The sequence below is a fragment of the Streptosporangium sp. NPDC053982 genome (genome assembly GCF_055585205.1).
In genome coordinates, this window is record NZ_JBVJKQ010000014.1 from 54,509 (window position 1) to 72,518 (window position 18,010).

Sequence of the window (18,010 nt, forward strand, 5' to 3'; positions counted from 1 at the left end):
GGGAAGCCGCACCAGGTGCCTCCGGGACGTCCGGGGCCCGGCCGGCCTTTGGCCTCGCGGCCCGGCTGGGACCGTACGGCCTGGGCACCGCCCCGCTGGCGGGGCTGTTCTCCCCGGTGAGCGAGGAGCAGGCCGAGCGGACCCTCGCCGCCGCGTGGGAGGCGGGGATCCGCTACTTCGACACCGCGCCGCACTACGGCACCGGCCTCGCCGAGGAGCGCCTCGGCCGCTTCCTGCGCGGCCTGCCGCAAGGCGCGGCCGAGGCGGTCGTGTCCACGAAGGTGGGCCGCGTCCTGGTCCCCGGCGAGGGCGAGGCCGACGGCTTCCCCGGCAGCACCGGCTACGTGCGGGTGCGCGACTACAGCCGCGACGGCGTGCTGCGCTCGCTGGACGACAGCCTGCGGCGCACCGGGCTCGACCGGTTCGACCTGGTGTTCATCCACGACCCCGACGACCACTGGGAGCAGGCCGCGGGCCAGGCGTACCCGGCGCTGGCCGAGCTGCGCGACCAGGGGGTCGTCGGCGCGATCGGCGCCGGGATGAACCAGGCCGGGATGCTCACCCGGTTCGTCCGTGAGACGGACCTCGACGCGGTGCTCGTCGCCGGACGGTACACGCTGCTCGACCGCTCCGCCGCGGGGGAACTGCTGCCCGAGTGCGACCGGCGCGGTGTCGCCGTGATCGCCGGAGGGGTTTTCAACAGCGGCGTCCTGGCCGGTGGCACAACCTACGACTACGACACCGCCCCGGCCGAGGTGGTGGAGCGCGCCCGGCGGCTGGGGCGGATCTGCGCCTCGTACGGCGTGCCGCTGCCCGCCGCGGCCCTGCGGTTCCCGCACCGGCACCCGGCCGTCACCACGGTCCTGATCGGGGCGCGCAGCGCGGAGGAGATCCGGGAGGACCTCGACCTCGCCGCCGTCCCCGTGCCCGTGCCCGGAGAACTGTGGAGGGAGCTGGACGATGCGGGTTGAGCTCGCCTACGGCACCGACGGTCTCGCGGTGGACCTGCCGGACGACCGCACGACAGTGATCACACCCGTCGCCCGGCCCGCCGTGGCCGACGAGGCCGCCGAGCTGCGACGGGCCCTGCGCGAACCCGTCGCGGGCCCGCCGCTGCGCGAGCGGGTGCGCCCAGGCCAGACGGTGGCGATCTCCGCCTGCGACGGCACGAGACCCCAGCCGCGCCACCTGATGATCCCGGCGATCCTGGCCGAGCTGGACGGAATCGTCGGCCTGGACGACGTCGTGATCCTGGTGGCCACCGGCACGCACCGCGGCAACACCGAAGCCGAGCTGCGCGCGATGTTCGGCGACGAGGTCGCGGACACCGTACGGATCGTCAACCACGACGCCCGCGACGCCTCCTCCCTGAAGTGGATGGGCCGCCACGGCAGGGACGTCCCCGTCTGGCTGAACCGGGAGTGGGCCGACGCCGACGTGCGGATCACCACCGGGTTCGTCGAGCCGCACTTCTTCGCCGGGTTCTCCGGCGGCCCGAAGCTGGTCGCGCCCGGCCTCGCCGCCCTGGAGACCGTGCTCACCCTGCACGACGCGGCCCGCATCGGAGACCCCCGGGCCACCTGGGGGGTCATCGAGGGCAACCCCGTCCACGACGACGTCCGCGCCATAGCCGCCGCGACCGGCGTCACCTTCGCCCTCGACGTCGTGCTGAACCGCGAGCAGCGGATCGTGCGGGCGTTCGGCGGCGACCTGGCGCCGATGCACGCCGCCGCCACGGCCGCCGCCCGCGCCGCCGCGATGCGCCCGGTCGCCGAGCCCTTCGACGTGGTCGTCACCACGAACGCGGGCTTCCCGCTCGACCAGAACCTCTACCAGGCGGTCAAGGGCATGAGCGCCGCCGCCCAGGTCGTCCGGCCCGGCGGGACCATCGTCTGCGCCGCCGAGTGCCGGGACGGCTTCCCCGACCACGGCTCCTACCGGGAGGTCCTCACCTCCGCGGCCTCCCCGGACGCGCTGTTCGAGGAGATCTCCCGCCGTACCGAGACCGTGCCCGACCAGTGGCAGGTGCAGATCCAGGCCCGCATCCAGCGGCACGCCCGCGTGATCATGCACACCTCCCACCTCGGCGACGCCGACCTCGCCGCCGCCCACCTGGAGCGAACCGAGGACGTCGCCGCCACCGTGCGCGCCCTGCCCGGACGGGTCTGCGTCCTGCCGGAGGGGCCCATGACCATCCCCTACCTCGCCGGAGGGTGACCGTGTTCCGCCGGAGACCGCCGCGAGAGGAGAAGCCGTGAGCGGCGCCCTCGACCTCGGATACGCGCGCCTCGACCTCGACCGCGAGGCCCGCCAGGGACTGCCCGAGATCGTCTACGGCCCGGGCAAACAGGTGGCCGAGATCATCGGGATCGTCACCGCGCTGCTGGACCGGAACACCGGGCCCGTCCTCGTGACCCGGGTCGGACCGGACGCCGCCGAGGCCGTGACGGAGCGGGTCCCCGGCGGCCGGTACGACCGGGACGCGCGGCTGCTGACCTGGCGGCGGGCACGGCCGATCGGGCACACGGTCGCCGTGGTCACGGCCGGAACCGCGGACGGCCCGGTGGCCGCCGAGGCCGCGGCCGTCGCGTCCGCCCTCGGCCTGCGGACCACGGTGATCAGGGATGTGGGCGTGGCGGGGCTGCACCGGGTGCTCGCCGCCGCCGGAGACCTGCGCGCGGCCGACAGCGTGATCGTCATCGCGGGCATGGAGGGGGCGCTGGCGAGCGTCGTCGGCGGCCTGGTCGAGACGCCGGTGATCGCGGTGCCCACGTCCACCGGGTACGGCGCCGCGCTGGAGGGCGTGACGGCCCTGCTCGCCATGCTCACATCGTGCGCGGCCGGGATCACCGTGGTCAACATCGACTCCGGGTTCGGCGCGGCCCTCGCCGCCTACCGCCTCACGAGGAAGCCGGCGAGGACGGCGGCGTACTCCCCAGAGGAGACGGCCGCGGGCTCCTCACCGGAGACGTCGGCGTGCTCCTCACGGGAGACGGTGGCAAGCTCTCCGACGGAGACGGCGGCCGGGGAACAGGCATGATCCTTCTCACCGGGAAAACCGTGGGTTCCCCGTCGGAGACGACGGTCGGGGAACAGCCATGATCCTCTATCTGAACCCCTTCACCGGCCTCGCCGGGGACATGCTGCTCGCCGCGCTGCTGGACGCCGGCGCCTCGCTCGACGGCGTGCGGAAGGCGGTCGCCGCGACCGGTCTGACCGGCTGGCGGCTGGACGCCGAGCGGGTCCGCACCGGCGCGCTCGTCGCCACCCGCGTCCGGGTCGAGGTCGACGACGACGCCACCGAACGCGCCGCCTCGGAGCTGATCGAAATGGCGGCCCGGACGGGGCTCACCGTCGCCGGCGCCGCCCTGACCGCGATCGCCGAGGCCGAGAGCGCCCTGCACGGCGTGCCGGTCGCCGAGGTGCACCTGCACGAGCTCGGCGGGCACGACACATTGGTCGACATCGTCGGCTGCGCGGCGGCGATCGCCGAACTCGGCGTCACGCGCGTCCACTGCGCGCCGCTGCCCATGGGCTCCGGCACCGTACGGACCCGGCACGGGGTGCTGCCGGTGCCCGCGCCCGCCACCCTCGCGCTCCTCGCCGGGGCCCGGGTCCGCGGCGACGCGGCGCCGAGGGAGACGGTCACGCCGACGGGGGCGGCCCTGCTCCGCGCGCTCCACACGGTGTACGGCCCCCCGCCGGAGATGACCCTCCGGGCCACGGGGTACGGCGCGGGCACCCGCGTGCTGCCCGACCGGCCCAACGTGACGGTGGCGATCCTCGGCGAACCCCCGGAGGGGACGGCGCAGGCCGGACCGGCGGCCGAGGCCGTACCCGGGCCCGCGACCGGCACGACGCGGCCCGGACCGACCGGCGGGACCGCTCCGGAGCCCGGGACCGCTCCTGAGCCCGGGACCGCTCCTGAGCTCGGGACCGCTCCGGAGTCCGCGGCCGGGACGACGCAGGCCGGGTCGGCCGCCGGGCCCGCGGCCGGGACGGCGCCGGAACCGGTGTACGAGTCCCGGGCCCAGGTGGTCCTGTCGACGAACCTGGACGACGTGACGGGCGAGACCCTCGGCCATGTCATCGAGCGGGCCCTCGCGGCCGGCGCCGCCGACGCCTGGGTCACCCCGGCCGTCATGAAGAAGGGCCGTCCCGCCCATGTCCTGCACGTCCTGGCCGATCCCGCGCTGGCCGACCGCCTCTGCGACCTGATCTTCACCGAGACCGGCACCCTCGGGCTGCGCCGCGGCACGGTGGACAAGCTCGTGCTGCCCCGGCGCTTCGAGACCGTCGAGCTGTACGGCCGGACGGTCCGGATCAAACACGGGCCGTGGGGAGCCAAACCCGAGTACGACGACCTGGCCGAGCTCGCCGCGGCCACCGGCAGACCCCTCAGACAGCTGGCGCGGGAGGCACTGCGATGACGTACGTCGACGCCCATCATCACCTCTGGGACCTGGCCCGGCGTCCCCAGGCATGGCTGGACCCCGCCGGGATGTCGCCCATCCGCCGCGACTTCACGCTCTCCGACTACGCGGAGGCCGCGGCCGGGGCGGGCATCGGCGCGTCGGTGCTCGTGCAGGTGCTGCCCGACGCGGAGGAGACCCGGGAGTTCCTCGCGACGGCGGCGCGGCCCGGCCCCGTCGGCGCCGTCGTCGGCTGGGCGGACCTGACCCGGCCCGACCTCGCCGGCGAACTCGACGCGTTGCGCGCCTCACCGGGAGGAGAACTGCTGCGCGGCATCCGGCACCTCGTCCAGGCCGAGTCCGACCCGCGCTGGCTGGCCCGCGACGACGTGCGACGGGGACTGCGGCGGGTGGCGGACGCCGGGCTGAGCTATGACCTGCTGGTCCTGCCCTGCCAATTGCCCGCCGCCATCGAGACGGCACGCGCGCTGCCCGGCCTGAGTCTCGTGCTGGACCATGTCGCCAAGCCGCCGATCGCCGACGGGCGGCTCGACCCCTGGGCCGGGCTGATCCGCGAGCTGGCGGCCCTGCCCAACGTGACCTGCAAGCTCTCCGGAATGATCACCGAGGCGCGGTGGGACGACTGGGACGCCGCGCGGCTGCGGCCGTACGCGGAGGTCGTGCTCGACGCCTTCGGGCCCGACCGGCTGATGTTCGGCTCGGACTGGCCCGTCTGCCTCCTGGCCGGGTCGCTGCCCGCCTGGACGGACGCCGCCGCGTCGCTGCTGGCGGACGCGGGACTGTCACCCGCCGAGCGCGACGCCGTGTTCCGCGGGACGGCCACGCGGGTCTACCGCCTCTGACGCCCGGCGTCCGCCCTCACCCGTACGGCGACTGCGGGGAAGACGAGCGCCGACGGGGAGGGCGGACGCGGGCGGAGAGGACGTGACCCGCGGCGTGCGCCGCGGGAGGGCTCACGCGGAGGGAACGGCCTCCCGCCGCGCGGTCAGAGGTCGCCGAGCTTCGGGATCAGCTCGGTCAGCACCCACAGGGCCAGGCCGAGGGCGATGAGGTTGACCCGGGGACCGCCGATGTTGAACGCGGCCAGCACGAAGCAGGCGAGGGCGAGGATCAGCAGGAGAAGGGTGAGGGTGGACATGGGAGACTCCTTTCGTCTCGTTCGGGCCAGCCCGGACTACCCGTGATCAACGCGCTTATGCGCACCACCTGCCCCAGGTGTCACCGCTCCTGCGATCCGCTCCGCGGGTTCGGCCTCAGCTCGGCCTCCGGGACGAGACGGGACGACAGCCGCCGTATCCCGTGGCGGGTGTCGTCGTCACACGGCGCCCTACGCGCCCGTCCGGCGGAGCCCGCCGACGACCGCCCGCTCGGTCAGCCGGCGAAGAACTCCGCCAGCACCGGGACGAGGACCTCCGGAGGAACGACGTGCTCCTGACCCGCCAGGAGCACGTACCGTCCGTCCGGCAGGGCGTCGGCGACCCGCCGGTCCTCGTCGAGCAGCCACGCCGGGCTCGCCCCGCCGCAGACGACCAGGGTGGGGGCGGACACGCCGCGGGCCTGCTCGGCCGGCGTCACACCGCCCCGGCCGGCCTCGTCGAGGACCGCGTAGTCGTAGGGGAGCGTGACCGCCTTCGCCGCCCAGCCGGCCCACCATGACCGGTGGCGCATCTCCCGGACCGCCTCCGGCGGCATGCCCGTCATCGACAGATGCAGTGCGAGCGCGTCGTCCCGCCGGTCCTCCGCCAGCAGCTTCCCGACCTCGTCCGCGGTCTCGCGCATCACGCGCCCCCGCTCGCCGCCGGGGGAGAAGGGCGGCTCGTGCAGGACGAGCCTGCCGACGGGCAGGCCGCGGGCCGCCGCGTGCAGGGCGAGGGCGGCGCCGGAGGAGTGGCCGTAGACGAACGCGGTGCCGCCGGCCGCGACGATGAGGGCCGCGATGTCCTCGACCTCGCGCTCGACGGCGTACGGAGTGGTGTCCCCGCTGTCGCCGCGGCCCCTCCGGTCGTAGTTGATCACGGTGAAGCGCCGGGCCAGCCTCTCCGCCAGCGGGCGGGTCACCGTACGGTCGCAGGTCGCACCGCCCACCACGACGACGGGCGGACCCTCGCCCAGCCTCTCGAAGGCGATGCGGGTGCCGTCCGCCGAGACCACGGTCTCCATGACGGGCTCCTCTCCTCGGGCGCGTGACTCGATCGGGGCATCATCCCCCGCCCCACCGACAGTTCCGGCGTCCCGCCCCGTCTGTCATCCCCGCCGGCAGCCCGGGGCCCTACGGCGTCTCGCATCCGAGGACGGAAGGTTCCCGCCTGCGGTGCGGCGTGCCGGATTCGTCGCTCGTTTCCGGCGGGCCGTACCGGGGTGAGGCGGCGGAACGCGCCGAATGTCGGAGGGCTCTGGTAGGTCTTCGGCCATGGGTGTGAGTGTTGAGGAGTTCCTGGGGATGCTGGACCGGCTGCCGGAGGTCCAGCAGAGCCCCGGCGGTGACTGGATCTCGCTGAAGGTGCGGGGCAACGGATTCGGCTACCTGTGGGAGAGGACCGAGACGGTCGGGCTGAAGGCGACGATCGAGGAGCAGATCGCGCTGGTGGCCGAGCGGCCGGAGGTCTTCGAGGTCCAGTTCACCGCCGGGCGGTTCGGCTGGGTCGTCGTGCACCTGGCCGGGATCGACGCCGAGGAGCTGTTCGAGCTGGTCACCGAGGCGTGGTGCCTCACGGCGCCCAAACGGCTGATCGAAGAGCACGAGGTGGGACCGCCCGTGGTCGAGACCGGACGATAGCGGTACGGTCACCGCGCGGCCGCGCTCCGCAGGGCGGCGAGGAACGCCTCCAGGGCGGGCTGGCCCAGCGATGTCTCCCGCACCGCGGCGTGGATGGCCCGTACCGGTTCCGGCCTGCGGATCCTCCGCACGGTGACGGAGGGGTGGCGGTGGGTCAGCCCCAGCTCGGGGATCAGGCTGATTCCGAGGCCGGCGGCGACGAATCCCTGCGCCGTGGCGTAGTCGTCGCCCTCCACCACGACGTTCGGGCTGAAGCCCGCCGCGGCGCAGCCGTCGATCACGGCGTCGAGGCAGGGGCCGGGCCGTTCCCCGCCGACCCACGGCTCGGCCGCCAGGTCGGCCAGGTCCAGGACCCGCTTGGCGGCGAGCCGGTGTCCCTTGGGCAGGACGGCGCGGTAAGGGTCGTCGCGCAGGTGGACGAAACGTACTCCCTCATGGGAACCGCCGTGGGGCCGGACCACGATGGCGAGGTCGGCGTGGCCCCGCGTCACCTCCGGCAGCGGATCGGCGGGGTCGGTCGTCGCGAGGTCGACCCGCACGCCCGGGTGCTCCTCACGCAGCCGGGCGAGCGCGGGGGCCATCACGGTGGCGCCCGCGGTGGCGAAGTAGCGGACCGTCAGGCGCCCCGTGCGCCCGTCGCGCAGGTCGGCCAGGGCGGTCTCCGCCGCGGCCACCTGCCTGCCGATGGCCGCCGCGTGCTCGGTCAGCAACCGCCCGGCCGCCGTGGGCCGCACGCCGCGCCCGACGCGTTCCAGCAGTGCGATGCCGGCCTGCTTCTCCAGCGCCGCCACCTGCTGGCTGACGGCGGAAGGGGTGTATCCGAGATTCGCCGCCGCGGCGGTCACCGACCCGCTGGTGACCACCGCGCGCAGGACCTGCATGCGCCGCACATCAAGCATGTAGCAGAGTTTAAAGGTTGGTCCACAACTTTTCACTTGTCCTTCCAGGTGAACTTCGGCAGCGTGCATGCCAGAGGGAACGGGAGGAAAAGGATGTTCGGTGAACGAGGCTCGCTGGTGCGCATGGGCATGCTGGCGCTGCTGTGGGGGTCGGCCTTCCTGTGGATCAAACTGGCGCTGAACCACGGGCTGACCCCGATCCAGATCACCTTCGCCCGCGCCGCGCTCGGCGCGGGCGTCCTGTTCGTGCTGGCCCGCGCCGCGCGCCAGCGCCTCCCGCGGGACCGGGCGACCTGGGGACACCTGGTCGTGGCCGCGTTCTTCTGCAACGCCCTGCCGTTCTTCCTCTTCGGCGTCGGCGAGCAGACCGTGGACTCCGGAGTGGCCGGGGTCCTGAACGCGACGACCCCGCTGTGGTCCCTGCTGATCGGTTTCGCCACCGGCACCGAGCGCGGGCTCCATCCGGTACGGCTGGCCGGGCTGCTGCTCGGGTTCGCCGGCACGTTGCTGATCTTCGCTCCCTGGCACCGGGCCGGGCTGCTGAGCTGGGGAGCCCTCGCCCTGCTCGGCGCGGCGGCGAGCTACGCCGTCGCCTTCGCGTACATGGACCGCACGCTCACCGGGAAGGGCGGTGCTCCCATCGCCTTCTCGGCGGCCCAGCTCACCGCCGCCGCGGGACTGAGCGTGCCGGTCCTGCTCACCGGGGGCGCGGTCCCGGCGGCCCTCGGCGCCGAGGCGGTGGCCGCCGTCGTCATCCTCGGGATCTTCAGCACCGGGTTCACCTTCTACCTCAACTACCGGCTCATCGCCGACGAGGGCCCGACCGGCGCCGCCGCCGTCGGGTACCTGCTGCCGGTCGTCTCGCTGATGCTGGGAGCCGTCGTGCTCGGCGAGGATCTCGGGCCCCGGGTCATGACGGGGATGATCGTCGTGGTCGTCGGCGTCGGGATGAGCCGGAGGCGCGGGCGACCGTCGTCGCCGGCTCCCGCGAGGTCCGAGGTCTCTCCGGAGAGCGAGGCCTCCGTGAGCGGTGAGGTCCCCTCGGGAAGGGAGGCCTCCGCGGGCGGCGAGGCCCCCGTGGAGGGCGAGACCCCCGCGGTGGACAGGACGGCGGCCGGGAACCGTACCCCCGTTGAGAGCGGGTCGTGAACCTCGACTCTCCGTGGCGGTCCTCCGACTTCAGGACGCTGTTCACCGCGACCGCCCTCAGCCAGCTCGGCACGAACGTCGGCTACGTCGTCGTCCCGCTCATCGCCGTGTCGGCCCTCGACGCGGGCCCGGGCCAGGTCGGAACGCTCGCCGCGCTGAGCACCGCCGCCTTCCTCCTCATCGGCCTGCCGGCCGGAGCGTGGGTGGACCGGATGCGTCACCGGCGCGTGCTGATCGCCGCGGACCTGGTACGGGCGGCGCTGTTCGCCTCCGTCCCGCTGGCCTGGTGGCTGGGGGCGCTCACACTCGGGCAGCTCTACGCGGTCGTCCTGCTGAACGGCTGCGCCACCGTGTTCTTCGACGTCGGCTCGCAGAGCGTGCTGCCGCAGCTGGTCGGCTGTGAGGGGCTCGTCCGGGCGAACTCCGCCGTGCGCCGGGCGGCTCGGCTACGGCCGCACGCTCGGCGTCGCCGGTCTGTGCCTGGCCCCGGCGGGACTGCTCGTGCCGCTCGTCGGCCGCGGGGCCTGGCTGTGGGTGGCGGGGGCGGGCTGGCTGCTGGCCATGTTCAAGACGGGAATGGACAACGTGCTCGGTGTGAGCCTGCGGCAACGGATGACCCCGGACGCCCTCCTCGGCCGGATGAACGCCACCTTCCGGTTCCTGCTCACCGGCGCCCTCGCGGTCGGCGCGGCCGTGGCCGCCCTGGTCGGCGAGCTGGCCGGCGTACGCGTCACCCTCTGGACGGGCGGAGTCCTGCTGGCGACGGCCTTTCTGCCGGTCTTCCTCTCCCCGGTCCGTGCGCGGCGCGAACTCCCGGACCGGCGGGCTTCCGAGGTGACGGGTCTCCGGGCCGGGAGCCCGTCACCACCGGAACGGGTGCGTCACTAGTCTCCCGGCCGTCAGCTCTGCTTCCGGGCTGTGAAGGCGGCCAGGACGGCGATGATGTCCGCCTCCACGGCGGCCTTGCCGACGCCGAGCCCGGAGAGCGGGCCGGTGCCGTTCTCCAGCTCCAGCAGCCCGAGCAGGATGTGCTCGGTCCCCACGTAGTTGTGGCCCAGCCGCAGGGCCTCCCGGTAGGTCAGTTCCAGGGCCTTGCGGGTCTGCGAGCCGTACGGGACGGGATCGGGCACCTGGTCGGCCGCCGGGGGCAGCGTGGCGGTGGCGGCCCGCCGTACGGCGTCCGGCGGCGCGCCGTGCTCGGCGAGCACCCTGGCGGCGATGGCCTGCGGTTCGCTCAGCAGCCCGAGCGTCAGATGCTCCGGGCGGATCTCATCGTCGCCGGCCTCGTGGGCCTCCCGGCGGGCCGCCGCCACGACGTTGCGCGCCCGCTCGGTGAACCGGCTCATCCCCTGGGCGGGGTCGAGGTTGAACGGTTCATCCGAGACCTTCGGGACGAAACGCTTCTGGGCCGCCTGCTTGCTGACGCCCATGCTCCTGCCGATGTCGGTCCAGGACGCGCCCGACCGGCGTGCCTGGTCCACGAAGTGGCCGATGAGGTGGTCGGCCACTTCGCCGAGGTGCTCGGCGGCGATGACCGCGTCGGAGAGCTGGTCGAGCGCGTCGGGGTGCGCCCTTCTGATCGCCTCGATCATGTCGTCGAGCCTGACCGGGTTCGTGGGATTGATCGGGTTCTCCATATCGTCAACCATAAGTTGACGATTAAGGGTCGTCAACCATGGGTTGACGTTCATCGTGGGCGGCATCCGGATGCAAGGCCGCAGAGCGGGCGGAACGGCTAGCATGCCCGCCATGGTGGAGATCGGGACGAGACCGCCCGCCCCGGACGCCCCCCGGGCCCCGGAGGGACGTCCGCCGGGCCGGACGGCCGCCCCGGACGGGGTGACGGCCGTGGACGGGCTGGACGAGCGCCTGGCGGAGCACCGGCGGGAGCTGCACGTGCACTGCTACCGGATGCTCGGCTCCTTCGACGAGGCCGAGGACCTGGTGCAGGAGACGCTCCTGCGGGCGTGGCGCCGCCGCGACACGCTGCGCGACGGCGACGGCCTGCGGGCCTGGCTGTACCGGATCGCCACCAACGCCTGCCTGGACCACCTGCGGGCACACCCTCGCCGTCCGGAGCCGCGACCGGCGCCCGCCGCGGCCGACCCCGGGCTCGACCCGCCGTCCTCCGGCGCGGTCCCGTGGCTGCAGCCGTACCCCGACACGCTGCTGGACGCCGCCGACACCGTCATCGAGCGCGAGACGATCGAGCTGGCCTTCCTGGTCGCGATCCAGCACCTGCCGCCCCGGCAGCGCGCGGTGCTGATCCTGCGCGACGTGCTCGGCTGGCCGGCGCAGGAGGCCGCCGAGGCGCTGGACCTCACCGTCGCGGCGGTGAAGAGCGCCCTGCAGCGGGCCCGGCCGACGCTCCGCAGGCACCTGCCCGCACGGCGGCTGGAGTGGGCCCCTTCCGCCGAGCCCACCGCGCGGGAACGCGCCGTCCTGCGGCGCTACATCGACGCCATCGAACACGCCGACCCCGCCGTCCTGCTGGAGGTGCTCCGCGAGGACGTCCTGCAGACGATGCCGCCGCGGCCCATCTGGCTGCTGGGCCGCGAGACCTTCGTCGCGGCCTGGACCCCGGCCATGATCGGCCCCGAGGCGTGGGGGGACTGGCGGGTCCTGCCCGTCCGGGCGAACCGCCAGCCCGCCGCCGCCGCGTACCTGCGCCGGGCCGGCGATCCGGACTTCCGCCCCTCCTGGCTCGGCGTGCTGCGGATCGAGGACGGGCTGGTGACCCAGGTGACCACGTACGGGAACGAGGTCTTCGACCGGTTCGGGCTGCCACCCGCGCTGTGAGCCGCCCGGCGCCGGGTCATCCGTACGAGCCCGCCGTACGGATGACCCGGCGCCGCGCGGACGGCCACGGTGGGCGTGCCGCGGCGGCCGGTCCCGGGAAAGCCGTGCCGCGGCGACCGATTCCTTTTCCGTGTCTCCCTCGTCTCATGGGTGGGTGACCCCGAACAGGGGACTTCGAGAGAGGAACCACCATGACCGATCTTCAGCGTGACCTGCGGGCGGCCGTCGACGAGCTCGTCGGGTCCGGAGCGGAGCGCGGCGTGCAGGTGGCCGTCTACCGGCGCGGCGAGCTCGTGGCCGACGTCGTGGCGGGCGTCGCCGACACGGAGACGGGCCGCCCCCTCACCGCCGGAACCCCCGTCTACGCCACCTCGACGGGCAAGGGCGTGACCGCGGCCGTGGTCCACGTGCTGGCCGAGCGCGGCGCCCTCGACTACGACACGCCGATCGCCGACGTGTGGCCCGAGTTCGCCGCACACGGCAAGGAGAAGGCGACCGTACGGCACGCGCTGACCCACTCGACCGGGGTTCCCGGGCTGCCGGTCGACACCACGCCCGAGGACCTGTGCGACTGGGACCGGATGTGCGCCGCGATCGCCGCCGCCGCGCCGTGGTGGGAGCCGGGAACCCGGTTCGGCTACCACGCCCAGACCTACGGCTACATCCTCGGCGAGGTCGTCCGCCGGGTGACCGGCCGGCGCATCTCCGAGGTGCTCAGGGAGGAGATCGCCGAACCGCTCGGCGTGGCCGGGGAGCTGTTCTTCGGCGTCCCGGAGCCGGAGCTCGGCCGGCTCGCCCGGCTGGAGGACGCCACGCCCGCGATGGAGATGCCCGCCGAGATGCTGGCGCAGATCCCGTTCTTCCGGGTGGTGGACGGCTACACGGCGGCGCCCATGGCGGCGATGCCGGACGCCGCGTTCGGCAACCGCGCCGACGTGCTGACCTCCGACATCCCCGCGGGCGGCACCATGACCGCCCGCGCGGTGGCGCGGATGTACGACGCGCTGCTGAACGGGGCGCTCGTGTCACCCGGACGGCTGCGCGAGCTGTCGTCGGTGGCGGTGGAGGGCGTCGACGAGGTCGCCGGCAACCCCGCGAAGATGGGGCTGGGCTACGCGGTCGGCCTGTTCGACCTCGGGCCGACCGTGTTCGGGATGGGCGGCAGCGGGGGCACCGCGGCCTTCGCGGACACCGCCACCGGGACCAGCGTCGGCGTGATGAAGAACCTCGTCTCGGCCGGAGACTTCAGCACCGCCGAGCGGATCGCACGCATCGCCCTCCGGAAGGACTGACCGCCGCTCCGGGGCCGCATGGCCGCGTGACCGCGTGACCGCGTGACCGGAGGAACCGGGCGGGACGACTCCCCGCCCGGACCCTCCGCGTCCCCGGCCGCCGGACGCGGCGGTCAGCGGTCAGCGGTCAGCGGACGAAGCCGAGCACGGCGGAGACGAACGCCTCCCGGTGGGCGGGGAAGTCCGGCCGGGGCGGCTCGGGCGTCCCGGGCCCGATCTCGACCGAGCCGGGGACCAGTGTGAGCAGCGCGTCCACGGTCGAGCGCCGGTGGAACGGGTTGGGGATCGGCGGTGCCACCCCCACGGGGACGGTGAGCCCGGCCAGTTCGGCGTCGGTGACGCCGCGCAGGGTCTGCCCGGCCAGCAGGCGGTCGATCGTGCCGGTGGACGCGCCCCGCGCGGCGAGGTGCTCGCGGGCGTAACCGTCGGCCCTCGGATCTCCGCAGGTCGCGGGCCAGGCCAGGATCAGCCGGGTGACATGGCCGGGACGGGTCAGTGCCAGCCGTACCGCGGTCGTGCAGCCGTTGGAGGCGCCCAGGACGGTCAGCGGTCCGTCCGGGAGCGTCTCCTCCAGGCAGGAGGCCTCCTCATCCCAGCTCTCCGGCCGTTCCGGCCGGTCCGGTGCGTGTACGGCGAGGCCGTGCCCGCGCAACGCGCCCATGACGCCGGAGGCGGCCCAGAACCGTTCCGCGTCCATGCCGTCCTCCCACAGCCCGCCGTGGATCAGTACCAGGGTCACGTTGGGTCCTCTCCGGGGGAGCGGTAGTAGTCGCGCATGAGGTCGCTGCTCCACCCGGGCTGGCGGACGGGGGTCTGCGGGGCGAACTCCCGCATGTAGGGCTTGATGTCGAGGACGGGGGTGCCGTCCAGCGCGTCCAGGTCCGCGACGTGGAGGTCGCGGCCCTCGACGCGCAGCAGGCGGCAGCGGGAGACGCCGAGCCGGTTGAGCCGGTGGGGGCGGTGGGTGGCGAACATGCCGACCACGGGGTAGGCGGGGTTGCCGCGGGAGTGGGCGGCGGTGGGGTCGATGGTGGCCGGATCGATCCGGTCGAAGAGGAACACCACCTCGAGGTGGGAGAAGTCCGACAGGCCGAGCGTCGCGTCGGCGGGCACGTGGTCCGCCACGCGGATCACGGCGGTCACGTCCCGCCAGTGGTCCTCGAACCTCTCGGCCCTCCCGCCCACCACGTGGGCGACGGGTTCCACGGTGTAGTCCATGATCCGATCCTGGCGGAGGGGGCTCCGCGGTGCCAAGGTTCCGCTCCCGCCGGTCCCGGCCGGGACCCCGGCCGCCGTCGGACGGAGGGCCCCTTGCGGATTCGCGCGGGGCGGACGGTCACGGTGTCAGGGGAGCGCGTCGCGGACGCGGGCGGTGAGGTCGAGGTACTCCTCCCGGCTCAGGGCGCGGATCTCGCAGCCCAGGCCGTGCCGTACGGCGAAGCGATACGTCTCCTCCGGCGGCCAGGGGCCGGGCAGGTGGCGCAGCGGGCGGCCGTTCACATCGAAGACGAAGAGCCCGCGCAGGCTCTCGTACCGGTAGAGCAGCAGACCCGCCACGTCCCGGGGCCCCAGGCCGATGGCCAGCCTGTCGGCGGCCAGCGGAGGAGCGGGGTGGATGCGCAGCACGTCGCCCCTGCCGATGAAGAGGAAGGGGCCGCCGGGCGGTCCCAGGGCGGTGCCGCGCCTGGTGTGCAGACGATGAAACAGACGGTGGAGCCTCTGGCGCAGCGGGCCCGTCAGGAGGGCCAGGGGGCCGAAGACGACCAGCAGCCACTTGTGCTCCACGCCGTCCAGCAGCAACCGGCCCAGCCAGGACAGCGCGCGCCAGGCGGCTCCGCCCAGCGTCGCCGTGACGTAGGCCATCACCAGCAGACCCCCGACGCCCAGGCAGAGCACCGCGATCCTTCGCCGCCGGGACGGCCGGGGGTGCGAGCGTCCGGTGAGCCGCGTCCACCCGGGCGCGCGCCTGGCGAGCGCCACCCGCACCGGCTCCGGGCGGCCCGTGGGCCCCTCGTGCACGGGCACCCCTCGCACGGATGCGAAGCGTCGCACCTCCCACCCCCGCCACTCGCCCGGGAGGTCGAGGAGCACCAGGCCGTCGCCGTCCAGCAACGCGAGCCCGCCGACGACCGCGGGCTCCTTTTTCTTGCCGTTCACCTCGGCGAGCGCCTGCTCGTACCAGTAGTGGCGGAACGCGGCGGGCGTGAGCCGCACCGTCCGCGCGTTGGCGGGGTCGGCCGCCACGAGCGTGTCGCCGTCCCAGGTGAGCACGGTCTCCGGGCGTGACGACCGGCCGGTGTGATCGCTCCGCGGGCGGAGCTCCCCTTCGTATCCGGAAAGCGGACCTGAAGCGTCGATCGGCGTTCCACCTTTCTTTTAGGAAGGATCCGGCTTTTTCCTGATGACGGATAAAGCAAAGATAAAGTTCCGGTGTCGGCCTGGGGTGGGGCCGCCTTCTCGCGGCCGGAACGCGGGCCGTTCCCGGACCCGCGGGCCGCTCCGAACGGGCGGGCCTCTCTCGCGAGGCACCCGACCACGGGGTCACCGGGGTCACCGGGGTCACCGGGGTCACGGAGTCGCGTGTCCGGATGGGGACCGGTGTGGCCGGTGTTCCCCGGAAGGCTCCGGGGGCCTCATAGAATGACGCGATGTCTTCGCCTGAGAGCGGTCCCGAGCCGAGTCCCGAGCCGAGTCCCGAGCCGGGCCCCGGGGTGAGCCCCGGGGTGAGCCCCGAGCCGGGCTTCGAGGTGGATCCCGAGCCGGGCTCCGGAGTGGGCTCCGAGGTGAGCGAGGCGGCGCGGGTGCTGCAGCGCGTCTTCGGCTACCCCTCGTTCCGGGAGGGCCAGCAGGAGATCATCGACCACGTCGTCGCGGGCGGCGACGCGCTGGTGCTGATGCCGACCGGCGGCGGCAAGTCCCTGTGCTACCAGATCCCGGCCCTCGTCCGGCCGGGCACCGGCGTGGTGGTCTCGCCGCTCATCGCGCTGATGCAGGACCAGGTCGACGCGCTGACCGCGCTCGGGGTGCGCGCCGGTTTCCTCAACTCCACCCAGGAGTCCGACGAGCGCGCCCGGATGGAGGAGGCGTTCGTCGCCGGGGAGCTCGACCTGCTCTACCTCGCGCCGGAGCGGCTGCGGTCCGAGCAGACGCTGCGTCTGCTCGGCAACGGCAAGATCTCGCTGTTCGCCATCGACGAGGCGCACTGCGTGGCCCAGTGGGGCCACGACTTCCGGCCCGACTACCTCGCGCTGTCCACCCTGCACGAGCGCTGGCCCGACGTCCCGCGGATCGCGCTCACCGCGACCGCGACCCCGGCCACCCACGCGGAGATCGCAACCCGGCTCAACCTCGGGGAGGCCCGCCACTTCGTGGCGAGCTTCGACCGCCCGAACATCCAGTACCGCATCGTCCCGAAGAACGAGCCGAGGCGGCAGCTGCTGGAGCTGCTGCGCGCCGAGCACCCCGGCGACTCCGGCATCGTCTACTGCATGTCGCGGGCCTCGGTGGAGAAGACCGCCGAGTTCCTGGTCCAGCAGGGGTTCACCGCGCTGCCCTACCACGCGGGGCTCGACGCGCAGACCCGCGCCGCCAACCAGTCGCGCTTCCTGCGCGAGGACGGCGTCGTCATGGTCGCCACCATCGCGTTCGGCATGGGCATCGACAAGCCCGACGTGCGGTTCGTCGCCCATCTCGATCTGCCCAAGTCCATCGAGGGCTACTACCAGGAGACCGGCCGCGCCGGGCGCGACGGCCTGCCCTCGACCGCCTGGCTGGCCTACGGCCTGCAGGACGTCGTGCAGCAGCGCAGGATGATCGACACCTCCGAGGGCGACGACGCCCACCGTCGCCGTCTGGCCTCCCACCTCGACGCCATGCTCGCGCTCTGCGAGACGGTCGAGTGCCGCCGGACCCGGCTGCTCGACTACTTCGGCCAGCGGGGCGACGCCTGCGGCAACTGCGACACCTGTCTCACGCCGCCGGAGGCGTGGGACGGCACGATCGCCGCCCAGAAGCTCCTGTCGGCGGTGTTCCGACTCCAGCGCGAGCGGCGCCAGAAGTTCGGCGCCGGGCAGATCATCGACATCCTCCTCGGCCGGAGCACCCCCAAGGTCCTCCAGCACGGCCACGACTCCCTGACGGTGTTCGGGATCGGCACCGAGCTGGGCGAGGGCGAGTGGCGCGCCGTCGTGCGCCAGCTCCTGGCGCAGGGCCTGCTGACCGTCGAGGGCGACTACGGCACGCTCGTGCTCACCGAGGCGAGCGGGGAGGTGCTGGGCCGCAGGCGGCAGGTCCCGCTGCGGCGCGATCCCGCGCGGGCGGCGCGGGCCGCGAAGCCCGCCAAGGCCGCTAAAACGCGCTCCGCCGTACCGGCCGAGCTGCCGGAGGAGGCCCTGCCGGTGTTCGAGCGGCTGCGCGCCTGGCGCGCGGCCACCGCCAAGGAGCAGGGCGTGCCCGCCTACGTGGTCTTCCACGACGCCACGCTGCGCGAGATCGCCACCCGCTCCCCGTCGTCGCTGCCGGAGCTGGGTGAGGTGAGCGGCGTCGGCGAGAACAAGCTGGCGAAGTACGGCGAGGGCATCCTGGAGGTCCTCGCGGCCGGCGGGTGACCGCATGGCCGGGGTCCGCTCCATCGCGAGTGGGTCCCGGTCCGCTCCGGCAACC

Annotated in this window: 18 protein-coding genes and 1 pseudogene; 12 read left to right on the top strand and 7 right to left on the bottom strand. The window is 74.0% G+C overall.

Features of this window, described 5'->3' with window-relative positions; all coding sequences use genetic code 11:
* The first annotated feature begins 80 nt into the window (after positions 1-80).
* From ACZ6W9_RS25575 to ACZ6W9_RS25595, 5 genes are read left to right on the top strand one after another with little or no spacing between them, the layout of a single operon-like run.
* Positions 81-971 carry an aldo/keto reductase gene (locus ACZ6W9_RS25575; protein ID WP_470120184.1) on the top strand — a complete coding sequence of 297 codons (891 nt, stop codon included), beginning with the start codon at positions 81-83 and terminating at the stop codon, positions 969-971.
* A complete protein-coding gene (larA, locus tag ACZ6W9_RS25580) occupies positions 961-2,217 on the top strand; it encodes a nickel-dependent lactate racemase (RefSeq protein ID WP_389965473.1) in 1,257 nt (418 codons plus the stop codon). Before ACZ6W9_RS25575 ends, larA begins: the two co-directional genes overlap by 11 nt.
* A 37-nt stretch (positions 2,218-2,254) precedes the next feature.
* Positions 2,255-3,040 carry a nickel pincer cofactor biosynthesis protein LarB gene (larB, locus tag ACZ6W9_RS25585; RefSeq protein ID WP_389965476.1) on the top strand — a complete coding sequence of 262 codons (786 nt, stop codon included), beginning with the start codon at positions 2,255-2,257 and terminating at the stop codon, positions 3,038-3,040.
* A gap of 58 nt (positions 3,041-3,098) precedes the next feature.
* Positions 3,099-4,430 carry a nickel pincer cofactor biosynthesis protein LarC gene (larC, locus tag ACZ6W9_RS25590; RefSeq protein ID WP_470120021.1) on the top strand — a complete coding sequence of 444 codons (1,332 nt, stop codon included), beginning with the start codon at positions 3,099-3,101 and terminating at the stop codon, positions 4,428-4,430.
* Positions 4,427-5,275 (top strand): amidohydrolase family protein, encoded by an 849-nt coding sequence (locus tag ACZ6W9_RS25595; protein ID WP_389965482.1) that lies wholly within the window; start codon positions 4,427-4,429, stop codon positions 5,273-5,275. Before larC ends, ACZ6W9_RS25595 begins: the two co-directional genes overlap by 4 nt.
* Before the next feature lie 143 nt (positions 5,276-5,418).
* Here the strand turns inward: ACZ6W9_RS25595 and ACZ6W9_RS25600 are convergent, their stop codons facing one another.
* On the bottom strand, positions 5,419-5,571 hold the full coding sequence (locus ACZ6W9_RS25600; protein WP_362935450.1) for a hypothetical protein: 153 nt from the start codon (positions 5,569-5,571) through the stop codon (positions 5,419-5,421).
* Positions 5,572-5,804: 233 nt separating this feature from the next.
* On the bottom strand, positions 5,805-6,593 hold the full coding sequence (locus ACZ6W9_RS25605; RefSeq protein WP_389965486.1) for an alpha/beta fold hydrolase: 789 nt from the start codon (positions 6,591-6,593) through the stop codon (positions 5,805-5,807).
* Between the two features lie 250 nt (positions 6,594-6,843).
* Here ACZ6W9_RS25605 and ACZ6W9_RS25610 point away from each other — a divergent pair, with 250 nt between their 5' ends.
* The gene (locus tag ACZ6W9_RS25610) at positions 6,844-7,209 is read left to right on the top strand and encodes an MmcQ/YjbR family DNA-binding protein (RefSeq protein WP_362935443.1); all 366 of its coding nucleotides are present in this window, start codon (positions 6,844-6,846) and stop codon (positions 7,207-7,209) included.
* A gap of 8 nt (positions 7,210-7,217) precedes the next feature.
* Here ACZ6W9_RS25610 and ACZ6W9_RS25615 read toward each other — a convergent pair whose 3' ends face one another.
* Positions 7,218-8,108: a LysR family transcriptional regulator gene (locus ACZ6W9_RS25615; RefSeq protein ID WP_470120024.1), complete on the bottom strand. Its 891-nt coding sequence runs from the start codon at positions 8,106-8,108 to the stop codon at positions 7,218-7,220.
* A 93-nt stretch (positions 8,109-8,201) separates the two neighbouring features.
* Between ACZ6W9_RS25615 and ACZ6W9_RS25620 the strand changes: the two genes are divergently transcribed.
* The 3 genes and pseudogenes from ACZ6W9_RS25620 to ACZ6W9_RS25630 all read left to right on the top strand — a co-directional run bounded on the left by ACZ6W9_RS25620 (position 8,202) and on the right by ACZ6W9_RS25630 (position 10,145).
* Positions 8,202-9,257: a DMT family transporter gene (locus ACZ6W9_RS25620; RefSeq protein WP_470120025.1), complete on the top strand. Its 1,056-nt coding sequence runs from the start codon at positions 8,202-8,204 to the stop codon at positions 9,255-9,257.
* Positions 9,254-9,607, top strand: a pseudogene (locus ACZ6W9_RS25625) (MFS transporter); the annotation flags it as partial. The gene ACZ6W9_RS25620 and the pseudogene ACZ6W9_RS25625, both read left to right, overlap by 4 nt.
* Positions 9,608-9,656: 49 nt before the next feature.
* The gene (locus ACZ6W9_RS25630; RefSeq protein WP_389965495.1) at positions 9,657-10,145 is read left to right on the top strand and encodes an MFS transporter; all 489 of its coding nucleotides are present in this window, start codon (positions 9,657-9,659) and stop codon (positions 10,143-10,145) included.
* 11 nt (positions 10,146-10,156) lie between these two features.
* Here ACZ6W9_RS25630 and ACZ6W9_RS25635 read toward each other — a convergent pair whose 3' ends face one another.
* Positions 10,157-10,894, bottom strand: a complete 738-nt coding sequence (locus tag ACZ6W9_RS25635; protein ID WP_470120027.1) for a Clp protease N-terminal domain-containing protein — start codon at positions 10,892-10,894, stop codon at positions 10,157-10,159.
* Between the two features lie 112 nt (positions 10,895-11,006).
* Between ACZ6W9_RS25635 and ACZ6W9_RS25640 the strand changes: the two genes are divergently transcribed.
* Positions 11,007-12,056, top strand: a complete 1,050-nt coding sequence (locus tag ACZ6W9_RS25640; protein ID WP_389965501.1) for an RNA polymerase subunit sigma-70 — start codon at positions 11,007-11,009, stop codon at positions 12,054-12,056.
* 191 nt (positions 12,057-12,247) lie between these two features.
* Positions 12,248-13,348: a serine hydrolase domain-containing protein gene (locus ACZ6W9_RS25645; RefSeq protein ID WP_389965503.1), complete on the top strand. Its 1,101-nt coding sequence runs from the start codon at positions 12,248-12,250 to the stop codon at positions 13,346-13,348.
* Between the two features lie 127 nt (positions 13,349-13,475).
* Here the strand turns inward: ACZ6W9_RS25645 and ACZ6W9_RS25650 are convergent, their stop codons facing one another.
* The 3 genes from ACZ6W9_RS25650 to ACZ6W9_RS25660 all read right to left on the bottom strand — a co-directional run bounded on the left by ACZ6W9_RS25650 (position 13,476) and on the right by ACZ6W9_RS25660 (position 15,619).
* Positions 13,476-14,087 carry an alpha/beta hydrolase gene (locus tag ACZ6W9_RS25650; protein WP_470120030.1) on the bottom strand — a complete coding sequence of 204 codons (612 nt, stop codon included), beginning with the start codon at positions 14,085-14,087 and terminating at the stop codon, positions 13,476-13,478.
* Positions 14,084-14,566, bottom strand: coding sequence for an SAM-dependent methyltransferase (locus tag ACZ6W9_RS25655; RefSeq protein WP_389965509.1), 483 nt, complete (start codon positions 14,564-14,566; stop codon positions 14,084-14,086). The genes ACZ6W9_RS25650 and ACZ6W9_RS25655 overlap by 4 nt, the downstream gene beginning before the upstream one ends.
* A 126-nt stretch (positions 14,567-14,692) precedes the next feature.
* Entirely contained in the window at positions 14,693-15,619 is a 927-nt protein-coding gene (locus tag ACZ6W9_RS25660; protein WP_389965512.1) for a hypothetical protein, read from the bottom strand.
* A gap of 377 nt (positions 15,620-15,996) precedes the next feature.
* Here ACZ6W9_RS25660 and recQ point away from each other — a divergent pair, with 377 nt between their 5' ends.
* A complete protein-coding gene (gene recQ / locus ACZ6W9_RS25665) occupies positions 15,997-17,955 on the top strand; it encodes a DNA helicase RecQ (RefSeq protein ID WP_389965515.1) in 1,959 nt (652 codons plus the stop codon).
* Positions 17,956-18,010: the final 55 nt, after the last annotated feature.